At 70.8% G+C, this 12,805-nt stretch carries 17 protein-coding genes; 4 read left to right on the forward strand and 13 right to left on the reverse strand.

Going from position 1 to position 12,805, the window contains the following annotated elements:
* Both I5I_RS10470 and purM read right to left on the reverse strand, forming a co-directional pair.
* On the reverse strand, positions 1-1,024 hold a 1,024-nt coding region (locus I5I_RS10470), incomplete at its 3' end, for an amidophosphoribosyltransferase (protein WP_036319218.1).
* A 60-nt stretch (positions 1,025-1,084) separates the two neighbouring features.
* On the reverse strand, positions 1,085-2,197 hold the full coding sequence (gene purM, locus I5I_RS10475; RefSeq protein ID WP_036319221.1) for a phosphoribosylformylglycinamidine cyclo-ligase: 1,113 nt from the start codon (positions 2,195-2,197) through the stop codon (positions 1,085-1,087).
* 100 nt (positions 2,198-2,297) lie between these two features.
* On the opposite strand from purM, the gene I5I_RS10480 reads away from it, so the two are divergent.
* Positions 2,298-2,906, forward strand: coding sequence for a hypothetical protein (locus tag I5I_RS10480; RefSeq protein WP_036319224.1), 609 nt, complete (start codon positions 2,298-2,300; stop codon positions 2,904-2,906).
* A 62-nt stretch (positions 2,907-2,968) separates the two neighbouring features.
* Here I5I_RS10480 and I5I_RS10485 read toward each other — a convergent pair whose 3' ends face one another.
* Positions 2,969-3,295: a hypothetical protein gene (locus I5I_RS10485; RefSeq protein ID WP_036319227.1), complete on the reverse strand. Its 327-nt coding sequence runs from the start codon at positions 3,293-3,295 to the stop codon at positions 2,969-2,971.
* A 140-nt stretch (positions 3,296-3,435) separates the two neighbouring features.
* Between I5I_RS10485 and I5I_RS10490 the strand changes: the two genes are divergently transcribed.
* The gene (locus I5I_RS10490) at positions 3,436-4,803 is read left to right on the forward strand and encodes an NAD(P)/FAD-dependent oxidoreductase (RefSeq protein WP_051039578.1); all 1,368 of its coding nucleotides are present in this window, start codon (positions 3,436-3,438) and stop codon (positions 4,801-4,803) included.
* On the opposite strand, the gene I5I_RS10495 is transcribed toward I5I_RS10490, so the two are convergent.
* From I5I_RS10495 to I5I_RS10530, 8 genes are all read right to left on the reverse strand, one after another.
* Entirely contained in the window at positions 4,804-5,598 is a 795-nt protein-coding gene (locus tag I5I_RS10495; protein ID WP_036319230.1) for a heme ABC transporter ATP-binding protein, read from the reverse strand. It abuts the gene before it with no gap.
* Complete coding sequence (locus I5I_RS10500) at positions 5,595-6,647, reverse strand: FecCD family ABC transporter permease (protein WP_036319250.1); 1,053 nt, start codon at positions 6,645-6,647, stop codon at positions 5,595-5,597. Before I5I_RS10500 ends, I5I_RS10495 begins: the two co-directional genes overlap by 4 nt.
* Positions 6,648-6,700: 53 nt before the next feature.
* Entirely contained in the window at positions 6,701-7,840 is a 1,140-nt protein-coding gene (locus tag I5I_RS10505) for a heme/hemin ABC transporter substrate-binding protein (RefSeq protein ID WP_306305736.1), read from the reverse strand.
* The gene (locus I5I_RS10510) at positions 7,837-8,022 is read right to left on the reverse strand and encodes a hypothetical protein (protein WP_036319232.1); all 186 of its coding nucleotides are present in this window, start codon (positions 8,020-8,022) and stop codon (positions 7,837-7,839) included. The genes I5I_RS10505 and I5I_RS10510 overlap by 4 nt, the downstream gene beginning before the upstream one ends.
* 101 nt (positions 8,023-8,123) lie before the next feature.
* Positions 8,124-8,882: an ABC transporter permease gene (locus tag I5I_RS10515; protein ID WP_083867999.1), complete on the reverse strand. Its 759-nt coding sequence runs from the start codon at positions 8,880-8,882 to the stop codon at positions 8,124-8,126.
* On the reverse strand, positions 8,879-9,718 hold the full coding sequence (locus I5I_RS10520; protein ID WP_051039576.1) for an ABC transporter ATP-binding protein: 840 nt from the start codon (positions 9,716-9,718) through the stop codon (positions 8,879-8,881). Before I5I_RS10520 ends, I5I_RS10515 begins: the two co-directional genes overlap by 4 nt.
* Entirely contained in the window at positions 9,715-10,074 is a 360-nt protein-coding gene (locus I5I_RS10525; RefSeq protein ID WP_036319235.1) for a DUF1048 domain-containing protein, read from the reverse strand. The genes I5I_RS10520 and I5I_RS10525 overlap by 4 nt, the downstream gene beginning before the upstream one ends.
* Before the next feature lies 1 nt (position 10,075).
* On the reverse strand, positions 10,076-10,417 hold the full coding sequence (locus I5I_RS10530) for a PadR family transcriptional regulator (protein WP_036319238.1): 342 nt from the start codon (positions 10,415-10,417) through the stop codon (positions 10,076-10,078).
* A 132-nt stretch (positions 10,418-10,549) separates the two neighbouring features.
* Here I5I_RS10530 and I5I_RS10535 point away from each other — a divergent pair, with 132 nt between their 5' ends.
* Both I5I_RS10535 and I5I_RS10540 read left to right on the forward strand, forming a co-directional pair.
* Positions 10,550-11,497, forward strand: coding sequence for an aldo/keto reductase (locus I5I_RS10535; protein WP_036319241.1), 948 nt, complete (start codon positions 10,550-10,552; stop codon positions 11,495-11,497).
* Positions 11,494-11,871: a MerR family transcriptional regulator gene (locus I5I_RS10540; protein WP_036318245.1), complete on the forward strand. Its 378-nt coding sequence runs from the start codon at positions 11,494-11,496 to the stop codon at positions 11,869-11,871. Before I5I_RS10535 ends, I5I_RS10540 begins: the two co-directional genes overlap by 4 nt.
* Here I5I_RS10540 and I5I_RS16075 read toward each other — a convergent pair.
* Both I5I_RS16075 and I5I_RS10550 read right to left on the reverse strand, forming a co-directional pair.
* Positions 11,868-12,443: a winged helix-turn-helix domain-containing protein gene (locus I5I_RS16075; protein WP_135949577.1), complete on the reverse strand. Its 576-nt coding sequence runs from the start codon at positions 12,441-12,443 to the stop codon at positions 11,868-11,870. The genes I5I_RS10540 and I5I_RS16075 overlap by 4 nt on opposite strands.
* Positions 12,444-12,514: 71 nt before the next feature.
* On the reverse strand, positions 12,515-12,805 hold a 291-nt coding region (locus tag I5I_RS10550), incomplete at its 5' end, for an LPXTG cell wall anchor domain-containing protein (RefSeq protein ID WP_148285533.1).

A 12,805-nucleotide genomic window follows, 5' to 3' on the forward strand; every position in this document is an offset into this window, starting at 1 on the left:
TGCGGCCGACGTAGCGGTTCTTGTAGAAGCCCTCGCGGTACTCGATGCCGAGCTTGCGCGCCACCTGCATGGCCGCCGGGCGCGAGCTGTCGGGGATAGGCATGACGACGTCGATCGTGCCGGCGGGGGTGTACTTGGCGATCGTGTCGGCCAGGCGCTCACCCATCCGCAGGCGCGCCTCGTACACCGAGATGCCGTTCATGATCGAGTCCGGTCGCGCCAGGTAGACGTATTCGAACGAGCACGGGACCAGCTGCGGGTTCGTCGCGCACTGCTGGGTGTGCAGGCGCCCGTCCACGTCGATGAAGACGGCCTCGCCCGGCTCGACGTCACGGACGACCTCGAAGCCGCCGTTTTCCAGCACCAGCGATTCGGAGGCGACGATCCACTCGTAGCGACCCGTCGGGGCGCCCTCGGCATCCACCGCGGGACGCGTGCCGAGGATGAGGGGGCGGATGCCGAAGGGGTCGCGGAATGCGAGCAGGCCGTAACCGGCGATGAGCGCGATGGTCGCGTACGAGCCTTCGACGCGCTCGTGCACCCGGGTGACCGCCTGGAACACCTGCGCCGGGTCGAGTTCGAGGCCGGAGATGGAGGACTGCAGCTCGTTGGCGAGCACGTTGACGAGCAGCTCGGTGTCGGAGCTCGTGTTGAGGTGACGGCGGTCTTTGCTGAAGAGCTCCTGGGTCAGCTCACGCGTGTTGGTGAGGTTGCCGTTGTGCACCAGCACGATGCCGTAGGGCGCGTTGACGTAGAAGGGCTGGGCCTCTTCCTCGCTCGACGCGGTGCCCTTCGTGGCGTAGCGGACGTGGCCGAGGCCGATGTTGCCCAGGAGGGCGCGCATGTCGCGGGTGCGAAACGCCTCGCGCACCTGACCCTTGGCCTTGAACAGATGGAAGACGCCGCTGGTCTCCGCCGTCGCGATACCCGTCGAGTCCTGACCGCGATGCTGCAGCAGCAGCAGCGAGTCGTAGATGTCCTGATTGACCGGGCCCTGTCCGACAACGCCGACGATTCCGCACATGTGGTGTTGCTCAATCCGTTTCTGCGCCGAGACGGTGATCAGCCTCGGCAGCCGATGAACCTAGACGGCTGATGAATACGCGCCGACGAGGCGCACCGCGCCGCCGTCCACGCCCTTGGCGCCCTGCTCGAAATGGCCCTCGGGACGCGCGCCCTCCTGGACGACGCCCACCTGCCAGGTCGCGATACCGGCGTCCGACAGGAGGGATGCCGCGGCATCCGCCTTCTCGGGCGCGACGACAGCGACGAAACCGATGCCGAGGTTCCACGTGCCCTCGGTGTCTTCCAGACGCAGCCCGCCGAGATCGGCGAGCACGCGGAACACGGGGCTGGGCGACCACGTCGAACGGTCGACCTCGACCCACGCCTGCGGCGGCAGCACGCGAGCGAGGTTCGCGGCGATACCGCCACCGGTCACGTGGCTGAGCGCGTGCACGGCGCCGGGCAGCGCGGTGAGCACGTTCAGCAGCGGCAGCGTGTACAGGCGCGTGGGCTCGAGGAGCTCCTCACCCCACGTCCGACCGAAATCGGCGGCCGGGGCGCCGTAGCTGATGCCCTTGCCCGCGACGATGTGGCGGATGAGCGAGTAGCCGTTCGAGTGCGCTCCGCTGGAGGCCAGGGCCAGCACGACGTCGCCGGCGCGCACGCGGTCGGCGCCGAGCACGTCGCCGGCACCCACGACGCCGGTGGCCGCTCCGGCGACGTCGTAGTCGTTGACGCCGAGCAGGCCCGGGTGCTCGGCGGTCTCGCCGCCGACGAGCGCCGTGCCGGTCTGCTCGCAGCCGGAGGCGATGCCGCGAACGATGTCGGCGATGCGCTCGGGGAAGACCTTGCCGCACGCGATGTAGTCCGTCATGAACAGGGGCTTCGCGCCCACCACCACGATGTCGTCGACCACCATGCCGACCAGGTCCTGGCCGATCGTGTCGTGCTTGTCGATCGCCTGCGCGATCGCGACCTTGGTGCCCACGCCGTCAGTCGAGGTGGCCAGCAGGGGCTTCTCGTAGGACTGCAGCGCCGAGGCGTCGAACAGGCCGGCGAACCCGCCGACACCGCCCAGCACCTCGGGCCCGTGGGTGCGACGAACAGCCGACTTCATCAGTTCGACGGCGAGATCTCCCGCCGCGGTGTCGACGCCGGCTTCGGAATAGGGATTCTGTGGGGCTTCTGCCACGCGAACAGCCTACCGGCAGGGGCGGGACGCGCGGACCGTCGGCGCAGAGGAGCCGATCGCACCCTGTCGCCGCGCCGAGCGCTGTCCCTAGGATGGCGACATGGCAGCCGCGGAAGCACCGGAGTGGATCGTCCGCGAGGACGCCACGCTTCCGGTGCTGGTCGCGCTGTATCTGCGCCAGGTCCTCGGCATCCGCTTTCCGGAGGAGCTTCCGCACCTGCGCGGAATCCCTCCGCTGAGCGCACCGATCAGCGAGTACGACGACCGTTCGGCGATCGAGCGGCAGTGGCGCGCGTACTGGGATCTGACGGTCGAGCCGCAGGCCAATCCCTCTCCCGTGCCCCTCGAGCTCATCGACGGGTTCGAGACGGTGGTGGCGCTCCCGGTCGAGGGCTTCGACGAGCTCGCCGATGCGATCGCCCCGCACGGGACGGATGCCGTGGCCTACGCCCGCGCCGAGCATCAGCGCTATCGGTCGCGTCTGGGTACGGGTGCGTCGTATCGCGCCTATGCCAGCGCGATCGCCGAACACGAACGCGTCGTGGGACGGCGCGCGCACTCGTTCGAACTCAACGTCCAAGTGCTGCCGTTCACGCAGCGCGGCGTCTGGTGGATCGGGGCGCTCACGATCGCGGTGACCGACGGCCTGCGCGGCGACATCGCCGCCTTCGACGCCGCGGTCGCGCCGATCATCGCCGACATCGCCTGACGGCGTCCGCCGGTCGCGGCCTCCGCCGGCCGGTCGAGCACAGGCGCTCTGGCGCGGCGCGACTACTCCGCGTCGTCGATCGTGATGACCTCGCGCTCGACGCGCACCTCACGGGCGCGACGGGCCAGCGAGCGGTCGAGAACGAGCGCGACCACACCGCCGACGGCGACGCCGACCGGGATCGCGAAGAGGCAGATGAACCCGAAGACCTGCGTCGTCGAGTACGAGACGCCGGTGGTCGCGCTCTCGTTCTCGCCGCCTCCGAAAGCGAACGTGAGCACGAGGGCGGCCAGGATGCCGAGGACCGCGCCCGCCAGCAGGAACACCGTGTATCGCGGGCTGCGGCGCACCTGCGCGGTCTCGATGCGGTGCGCGGCGGAGGAGCTCATGCACCCATTGTCCCACCGTGTCAAGCATGGGGGTGCGACAGGGGCGGTTCACGCGGTCGCGGTAATCTGCGGCTATGACGGCATCCGCATCCCAGGCTTCCGACGGCTCGACGAACACGACGCACGACACGCGGCCGCACGTGGTCATCGTCGGTGGCGGTTTCGCCGGGATCAGCGCCGCGCGAGCCCTGCGGCACGCCGACGTGCGGGTGACGCTCATCGATCGCCGCGTGTACAACACGTTCCAGCCGCTGCTGTACCAGGTCGCCACGGGCGGGTTGAACCCCGGCGACGTGACCCATTTCCTCCGGAGCCTGCGGGTGCGCCAGCCCAACCTCGATGTCGTGCACGAGCACCTCATGGAGATCGACCCCGAAGGCCGCACGGTGCGCCTCCTCGACGGCCAGGAGATGTCGTACGACTACCTGCTCGTCGCCAACGGCGTCACCACCGCCTATCACGGCACGCCCGGCGCGAAGGAGAACTCGTTCGCGGTGTACTCGCGCTCGCAGGCGATCGCCATCCGCGACTCCCTCTTCACCCGGCTCGAGCGAGCGGCCGTGCGGGACGGGCGCACCAAGGGACTGTCGGTCGTGGTGATCGGCGGAGGCCCCACGGGCATCGAGATGGCGGGAGCTCTCGCCGAGCTGCGCGACCAAGGCCTGGAGCCGGCCTACCCCGAACTCGACGGGGACGCGTTCCGCATCACGTTGGTGCAGCGCAGCGAGATCCTGAAGCCGTTCCTGCCGAAGCTGCGCGACTACGCGGCGGCGCAGCTGCGGCGCCGCGACGTGGAGCTGCGCCTCGGCGCGGGCGTCGACGAGGTGCGACCGGATGCCGTCGTGCTCTCGGACGGCACCGTGCTGCCCTCCGATCTCACCGTCTGGGCGACCGGCGTCGCGCCCCACGAGGAGGTGCGCGACTGGAGCCTGCCGCTCGACACGGGCGACCGCATCCGCGTGGGCGCGGACCTGCAGGTGGAGGGACTGCACGGAGTGTTCGCCGCCGGCGACGTCGCCGTCGCTCCGCAGGACCTCCCCCAGCTCGCCCAGCCCGCGATCCAGGGCGGCGAGCACGTCGCCCGCCAGATCGTGCGGCTCATCGCGGGACAGCCCACGGAGCCGTTCTCGTACTACGACAAGGGGCAGCTGGCGATCATCGGCCGACGCGCCGCCATCGGCGAGCTGCCCGGCATCGCCAACCTCCCGGGACTGCACCGTCTGCGCTTCCTCTCGAAGATTCCGCTCCTGCGCAAGACGGTCGCCCTCACCGGCTCGTTCGGCTGGCTGACGTGGCTCTTCGTCCACATCACGAGCCTGCTCGGTCCGCGCAACAAGCTGATGGTGCTCATCGGTCTGGTCGCGCGCTACGGCGTGCACCTATACCGGACGCCGGTGCCGATCGTCGGCGACGTGCCGGCGATCCGACCGTCGAAAGCGCAGCGCAAGCGGCTCACTCCCGAGCAGCGCGCCGCCGCGGACGCCGGCGTCGCGACCGACGCGGGCTAATCACGCCGCACCCCGGCGCGGCAGCACGATCGGCCGGCCGGTGTCGGGGTCGGCCAGCACGCGCACGGGGATGCCGTAGACCTCGGCGATCCGCTCCTCCGCCAAGACCTCCGCGGGCTGGCCGTGCGCGACGAGTCGTCCGCGATCGATGACCGCGATCTCGTCTGCGTAGGCGCCGGCGAGCGACAGGTCGTGGAGCACCACGACCACCGCGCGCCCCTCCGCCGCCAGCTCTCGCGCGATCCGCAGCACGTCCTCCTGGTGACGGAGGTCGAGGGCGGCCGTGGGCTCGTCGAGCAGCACGACGGGCGTGTCCTGCGCCAGCACGCGGGCCAGCGACACCCGCGCCTTCTCGCCGCCCGACAACGACGGGAACTCCCGCTCACGCAGGTGCGACACGTCCGCCCGCCTCAGCGCCTCGGCGATGAGGCGATCGTCGTCGTCGGCCCGCGCCGTGTTGATCCAGGGCGCTCGGCCCATCTCCACGACGTCGGCCGCCGTGAACGAGAACGCGACCTGATGCGACTGCAGAAGGACCGACCGTGCGCGTGCGAGCTCCCGCGCCCGCCACTGGGCGAGCGGACGCCCGTCGAGCTCCACCGTGCCGGTGGAAGACGGGGCATCCCCGGTCAGCACGCTCAGGAGAGTGGATTTCCCGGCGCCGTTGGGGCCGACGAGCGCCAGCACCCGTCCGTACGCGATGTCGAGGGTGACGCCCGCGAGGATCTCGACGCCTCCCCCGGGCGCCCCGACCCGATAGGACACGTCGCGGAGCGCATAGGCGAGCCCGCTCATGCCCAGCCTCCGGCGCGGCGACGGGTGCGGCGGATGAGCACGTAGAAGAACGGCCCGCCGACGAGCGACGTCAGCACGCCGATGGGGAGGTCCGCGGACGGGATCACGGTGCGGGCGAGAAGGTCGGCGTAGACCAGCACCACCGCCCCGCCGAGCAGCGAGGCGGGAAGCAGCGCGCGGTTGGAGGGACCCAGCAGCATCCGCATCACGTGCGGCACCACCAGCCCCACGAAGGCGATGATGCCCACGAAGGCCACGGCGACCCCCGTGAGCAGGGCGACCAGCACGATCGCGACCACGCGCAGCCGTTCGACCCGCACCCCCAGGTGCGCCGCCGTCCGGTCGCCGAGGGCCAGCAGGTCGAGCCGGCGGGCGAGACCGACCGTGGCGGATGCCGCGGCCAGCCCGACCACGGCGACGAGCCCGACCTCGGTCCACCGGGAGCCGTTCATCGAGCCGAGCTGCCAGAAGACGATCTGCTCGCGAGAAGCCGTGTCGCCCGCGAACATCAGCACGGCGAGCGCGGCTCCCGCGAAGGCGTTGACCGCGATGCCGGTGAGGATCAGCGTGACCGATTCGGTACGCCCCTGCGACCGCGCCGTCGCGTAGACGACGAGGGTCGCCGCCAGCCCTCCGACGAAGGCGAACGCGGCGGTCGCCCAGCCGCCGAGGGAGGTGAGGCCGAGAGTGATCGCGGCGGCGGCCCCGACGGCGGCGCCCGACGACACCCCGACGACGCCGGGCTCGGCCAGGGGGTTGGCGAAGATGGCCTGCATGACCGCGCCGGCAAGCGCCAGCAACGCTCCCACCAGCACCGACATGACCACGCGGGGAAACCGGATCTGCCACAGCGTCTGCTCGATCAACGGCGTCGACGGTGCCCAGGCGTTCGGGATGCCGAGGGAGCGCAGCAGGGAGCCGACGACCTCCGCCGGGCCGATGGGCAACTGACCGATCCCCGCCGAGAGGATGACCCCGACCACGAGCAGGGCCGCCGTCACCGCGAAGACGACCCCCGCGCGGCCCCGACGGCGCGGGGGCGGCGGCACCCGCGTCGCCGCGTCGCGCGCCGGACGGGGCGAGACGGCGGGGGCGACCCGGGTCACGGGCCCGGCTCCCCCGGCACGGCCCGCGACGCGGCATCCGACGGATCGTCGGGCGCATAGACCGCCCGCGCGAGCGCGTCCAGCACCTCCGCCGACCGCGGGCCGAACGAGAGGATCTGTCCGTCCGCCATGTCGACGAAGCGTCGGTGCTGGCCCGCGGCGGTGAGCGCGATCGCGGGCTTCTCGGCGAGCAGCCCGTCGATGCCGCCGACCGAGGCGATGCCGGAGGTCATGACGAGGATCAGGTCGGGATCGGCGGCGACCATGGCCTCGTCGGTCAGCGGCTGCATGCCGCGCCAGCCCAGCTGGCCGGCGACGTCGATGCCGCCGAGGGCACCGATGAGGTCGTCGGCGCCGGACTCGCTGCCGAACAGGTAGAAGATGCCCGACGTCCCGCGCAGATAGAGGAAGACCATGCGCAGCCGGTCGGACTCGGCGGCGGGCGCGATCCGGGAGATCTGCGCGGTGACGGTCTGCAGTTCGCCCTCGATGCGGCCTGCCAGCAGGTCTCCGGCGTCGGCGGCACCGAAGATCGCGGCGACGGCGCGCGCCTGCGCGACGGCGCCCGCGAACGAGGACGAGCGCTCGACGAACACCACCGTGATGCCGACGTCGCGCAGCTGCTGCACGACGTCGGCCGGACCGATGCTCCCGTCCGTGATGACGAGCGTCGGCGCGAGCCCGATGATCGCCTCGGCGTTGACGGAGTGGCCGCTGGAGGTGATCACGGGCAGGTCGCTCACGCCCGCGAAGGTGGTCGAGATGTCGCGCCCGACCAGCCGGTCGGCGAAGCCGAGCCCTGCGACGGTCGCCGCGAGGGAACCGGAGAGGTCCATGGCGATGACCCGGGAAGCGTCGGTGACGGTGACCTCCGCATCGCCCGACAGGTCGTGGGAGGTCACGGTGACCGGCAGCTGCGACGACGGCGATGTGAGGACGGGCTCGATCGCGGCGTCGTCGAGCGTCGCGGTCGAGGGGCCGACGTACGCCTTGGGGTCGGCGAGCGGGCTGACTTCCGACAACGCGACGCGCGGAGCGGACGCCGTGGGCTCGGCGGGCGCCGCCGCGGCGGAGCAGCCGGCCAGGAGCACGACGACCAGGCTCAGCGCCGTCGCCGCGACGCGGCGGAGGATCACGAGCCCTCCCCTTCCGCGCCGGCGCGGTTCCGGCGTCGGCGGACGAGGAGCAGGGTGGCCGCCGCAACCGCGACAGCGGGATCGGCCTCTCCCGTTGCGGCGGCGGGGCCGGCGGGAGAGACTGCCGCAACGACCGCGCGCAGGGCGATCGCGGCGGGACGCGCAGACGAGGCAGGGCGCACGAGAGCTCCTGTGGGACGACGACCGAGGCCGGTCTTGGATAAGGGTTGCCTTACCTAAGGTACACGGCCGGTGTGCGCCTCCCGCGCGACGGCGCCTCGCGTCAGGTCGTCCGACGGCGGTAGATCGCCGTGGCGGCGATGAAGGCAGCGACGAGGATGCCGAGCAACCACGCCAGAGCTACCCAGATCTGACCCGAGACCGGTGTGCCCGCGAACAGAGCACGGATCGTCTCGACGATCGGGGTCACCGGTTGGTTCTGTGCGAACCAGGCGACCGGAGCGGGCATGGAATCGGTCGGCACGAAGGCCGAGCTGATGAACGGCAGGAAGATCAGCGGATAGCTGAAGGCGCTCGCGCCATCCACGGTCTTCGCCGTCAACCCCGCGATCACCGCCACCCACGTCAGCGCCGCCGTGAACAGCAGCAAGATGCCGATCACCGCGAGCCAGCCGAGCACGCCGGCCCCCGTGCGAAAGCCCATGGCCAGCGCGACGGCGACGACGATGACCAGCGAGGCGGTGTTCGCCGCCAGCGACGTCAGCACGTGCGCCCACAGCACGCTCGAGCGGGCGATCGGCATGGACTGGAACCTCTCGAGGATGCCGCCCTGCAGATCGAGGAAGAGACGGTACGCGGTGTACGCGATGCCCGAGGCGATCGTGATGAGCAGGATGCCGGGGAGCATGTAATCGATGTACGGACCCGACCCGGTGTCGATCGCCCCGCCGAACACGTAGACGAACAGCAGCAGGAGTGCGACGGGCGTCACGGCCGTCGTGATGATCGTGTCGGGGCTGCGCAGAACGTGGCGCAGCGAGCGCCCGGTGAGGATGCGGGTGTCCAGGAGTGCGGTGCTCATGATGCGCGCCTCTCGGTGTCGGGGCGGGGATCGGTATCGGGGCGGGGATCGGTTTCTGGATCGGCTGCGCCGGTGAGGGCGAGGAAGATCTCCTCGAGCGTGGGCTGCTTCTCGACGTACTCCACCGTCGCCGGCGGCAGCAGGCGCTTCAGCTGCGCGAGCGTGCCTTCGACCAGGATGCGGCCGCGATGCAGAATGGCGATGCGGTCGGCGAGCTGCTCGGCTTCGTCGAGGTACTGGGTCGTCAGCAGCACGGTCGTCCCGCCGTCGGCGAGCGCACGGACGGTGCTCCACACCTCCGCGCGCGCCTGGGGGTCAAGGCCCGTCGTCGGCTCGTCGAGGAAGACGACGGACGGGTCTCCGACGAGGCTCATCGCGATGTCGAGGCGACGCCGCATGCCGCCGGAGTACGTGCCGGCCGGGCGCGACGCGGCATCCGTCAGCGCGAACCGCGCGAGCAGACCGTCGACGACGTGCGTCGGTGCCGACACGTGCCGCAGCCGGGCGACGAGCAGCAGGTTCTCCCGCCCGGTCAGCACCTCGTCGACGGCGGCGAACTGGCCGGTCAGGCTGATGGCGCGTCGCACGGCATCTCCGTCGGCGGCCACATCGTGCCCGTCGACCGTCGCGAGCCCGCCATCGGGTCGCAGCAGCGTCGCCAGGATCCGCACGAGGGTCGTCTTGCCGGCCCCGTTCGAGCCCAGCAGGGCGACGACGGCGCCGCGCGGCACCTCGAGGTCGACGCCGCGGAGCACCGTGAGGTCGCCGAACGACTTCTCGATGCCGACGATGCGGATCGCGGGTGCGGTGACGGGCGCGGCGGTGATGGCGTTCATGAGCGTTCCCGTTCAGCCCGCTCGATCGCCTCGACCAGACGCGCGCGCTCCTTATCGATCCACTGCCGGCCCGAGTACGCGCGGACGAAGTCCTCGCCGAACTCGACGGGGTGTGCGCCGACGATGTCGCGCAGCGGGGTGGCGTCGGCCGCGGCGCGCTCCCAGAGATCGACGAAGTCCGCGAACAGGGTCACGAGGGTGTCGCCGTCGAGGAACCCCGCGGAGTACATGAAATACCGCTGATAAGCCTTGGCCGCGTCGCGGTAGGGCGCGGGCAGGGCATCCATCCGCGCGACGGCGTTCTTGTACTGCTTCTTCTGCTCGAGCGATCCGGTGAGCTTCTCGATCCACGACATCTCAGTTCTCCTTCTGGTCGTCTTCGGCGTGGAGCTGATCGAGTCGGTCGGCGAGGAAGCTCCACGTTCCCCAGAACTCTTCGAGCTGATCCGCGCCCTGCGCGTTCAGCGTGTAGACCTTGCGGGGCGGCCCCTTCTCGGACGGCACCTTCTCGACGTCGACGAGCCCGCGCTGTTCGATGCGTACGAGGAGGGCATACACCGTTCCCTCCGCGATCTCCGCAAACCCCTGCTCCCGGAGCCACGTCGTGATCTCGTAGCCGTAGGCGGGGCGTCGACCGAGGATCGCCAGCACGATGCCCTCGAGCACACCCTTGAGCATTTCTGTCGATTGGCGTCCCATCGGTCCTCCTCAGTCAGTACTCAGTAACAGCGAGTACCAGTACATAGTAAGCAAGAGTACCGGTACTCCGCAAGACTGAGTACCGGTCAGTGTTTGACATGGAGCGCGCTCCAGGTGGTGTGCTGTGGAGCCATGGACACCACTCACCGCAACGAACTGGCTCTCGGCACGATCTGGTTCGGCACGCGACAGGATGAGGACACCGCGTTCGCGCTGCTCGACCACTACGTGGCACGGGGCGGCCGCTGGCTCGACACCTCCGACAACTACGCCTTCTGGGAGTCACCCACAGGGCACGGCGGCGCGAGCGAGACAGTGATCGGACGATGGCTGCGCCGGAACCCCGGCATCCGCGAGCACATCTCGATCTCGACCAAGGTCGGCGCGAACCCGACGATGCCTGGCACGTGGGACGCACCGATGGAGGGTCTGGGCCCGCGCGCCGTCGAGGAGGCGGTCGCATCGTCGATGGCCCGTCTCGGTGTGGACGTCATCGATCTGCTCTGGGCGCACATCGAAGACCGCGCGGCTCCCCTCGACGATCAGGTCGGTGCGTTCGGATCGCTCGTCGCCGAGGGGCGCGTCCGCCGACTGGGTGCGTCGAACCACGCGACCTGGCGCGTCGAACGCGCGCGCTCCCTCGCTCGCACGCGCGGACTGGCTTCCTACGATGCCCTCCAACTGCGGCACAGCTACCTCCAGCCGATCCCCTTCGTGCCGCTGCCGTCGGGCCACATGGCCGCCACCGCCGAATCCCTCGAATACGCCGCCGCCGAGGGACTCGGCATATGGGCCTACACGACGCTGCTCTCGGGAGCGTACGCACGACCGGAGCGGCTACCGCACGCGTACCGGCATCCCGACACCGAGCGGCGCCTGGCCGCGCTGGACCGCGTCGCGCAGCGCCTCGATGCCACGCGCAACCAGGTGGTGCTCGCGTGGCTGATCGGCGGCACGCCGGCGGTCACGCCCATCGTGGGGGTCTCCGACATCGCACAGTTGGATGAGGCGATGGATGCGCTCGCCCTGCCGTTGGATGCCGAGGCGCGCGCCGTGCTCGACGGAAGGGATGCGCAATGACCACGATGCTCACGATGGGCGAGGCCGTCGCGGCGAGCGGCCTTTCGGCCGACACCCTCCGCTACTACGAGGACGAGGGGATCATCGGCCCGCTCGAGCGCGATCATCGCAATCATCGGGTCTTCAGCGACGGCGATCTCGCGTGGATCGGCGTGGTCACGTGCATGAAGGATGCCGGACTCGGCATCGACGACCTGCGCACGTTCGCCGATCTGCTGCACGGCTCGCGCGGGGCGGTGAACCCCGTGGACTTCCTCCGGGAGCGGCGTGCCGCCCTCGAAGAGCGCCGGCGCGTGCTGTCTCGCGCGATCGCGGTCATGGACGACAAGATCGCCCACTTCCGCGGAGGCGTCTCGGAAGCAGGAACGGTCTAGTCCTCCGGTTCGACGCGTTCCGGAAGTACCGACCACATGTAGCGCGAGCGGCGCAGATCCCCGGTTTCACGACGGTCGGCGCTCAATGCCTCGTACTCGTCGAAGATCTCCTGCACGCGCTCCTGCAGACGGGCCACCTCATCGGGAGCGAGGAGCATCTGGCCCGTGGCCAGCACCATGTAGGCGATATCGGCATCCGGAGGTCGTACCGACCGCGCCGCCAGGACCTCTTCCATGCGCTGACGCATCGGGGTCAGTCGCGAGTCGATCAAGATGGTGCGGTGCACGGCGTCGGCGTCGGCGCTCGCGACGAGCGAGTAGTCCGGGGCGGCGGGAAGCCACGGCCGTTCCCGGCCGTCGGTGGACTCCCCGCGGCGGATGAGCCCCGTCGCCTCGACCGCGCGCAGGTGGTAGCTCATCGCACTCGGCGACAACCCGACCAGCTCCGCCAGCTCGGTGGCCGTGGCCGGCCCCTGGCGGCGATACAGCTCGTCGACAGCCACCTGGCGCAAGGGGTTCGCCATGGCTCGGACCGCGCGGGGGTCGGAGATCAGGAGGGTATGCGAGGACATCCCTGCCCAGTCTGCCGCGCCCGCGGGCGCCCCGCACCCTTCGGGATGCGGGGCGCCTGCGACGACGGCGGTCAGGACCGGCGGCGACGACGCCACACGAGCACCGAGCCGCCCGCGACGAGCATGCCGGCGAACGCCGCCAGGAGGAGCACTCCGGTCCCGTCCTGCCCGGATGTGGCCAGTGACCCACCCCGCGGCGCGCTGCTCACCGAGCCGCCCGATGCCGTCGGATCGCCGGGGGTGGAGCCTCCCGGCGCGGGCGTTACGGGGGTCGGGGTCGACCCACCGGCATCCGTCGCGGTGGGCGTCACGAACCTCGCGCGCGCCGCACCGTCGCCGTGGAGGTGCAGCACGAGCATCTG

The organism is Microbacterium sp. B24 (genome assembly GCF_000333415.1).
Lineage (GTDB): Bacteria > Actinomycetota > Actinomycetes > Actinomycetales > Microbacteriaceae > Microbacterium.

Bases quoted from the DNA above. Each gene is read 5' to 3' on its own strand.
- I5I_RS10520 (WP_051039576.1), bottom strand. From the start codon at position 9,718: ATGAACGCCATCACCGCCGCGCCCGTCACCGCACCCGCGATCCGCATC.
- I5I_RS10530 (WP_036319238.1), bottom strand. From the start codon at position 10,417: ATGGGACGCCAATCGACAGAAATGCTCAAGGGTGTGCTCGAGGGCATC.
- I5I_RS10515 (WP_083867999.1), bottom strand. From the start codon at position 8,882: ATGAGCACCGCACTCCTGGACACCCGCATCCTCACCGGGCGCTCGCTG.
- I5I_RS10480 (WP_036319224.1), top strand. From the start codon at position 2,298: ATGGCAGCCGCGGAAGCACCGGAGTGGATCGTCCGCGAGGACGCCACG.
- I5I_RS16075 (WP_135949577.1), bottom strand. From the start codon at position 12,443: ATGTCCTCGCATACCCTCCTGATCTCCGACCCCCGCGCGGTCCGAGCC.
- I5I_RS10485 (WP_036319227.1), bottom strand. From the start codon at position 3,295: ATGAGCTCCTCCGCCGCGCACCGCATCGAGACCGCGCAGGTGCGCCGC.
- I5I_RS10540 (WP_036318245.1), top strand. From the start codon at position 11,494: ATGACCACGATGCTCACGATGGGCGAGGCCGTCGCGGCGAGCGGCCTT.
- I5I_RS10495 (WP_036319230.1), bottom strand. From the start codon at position 5,598: ATGAGCGGGCTCGCCTATGCGCTCCGCGACGTGTCCTATCGGGTCGGG.
- I5I_RS10535 (WP_036319241.1), top strand. From the start codon at position 10,550: ATGGACACCACTCACCGCAACGAACTGGCTCTCGGCACGATCTGGTTC.
- I5I_RS10525 (WP_036319235.1), bottom strand. From the start codon at position 10,074: ATGTCGTGGATCGAGAAGCTCACCGGATCGCTCGAGCAGAAGAAGCAG.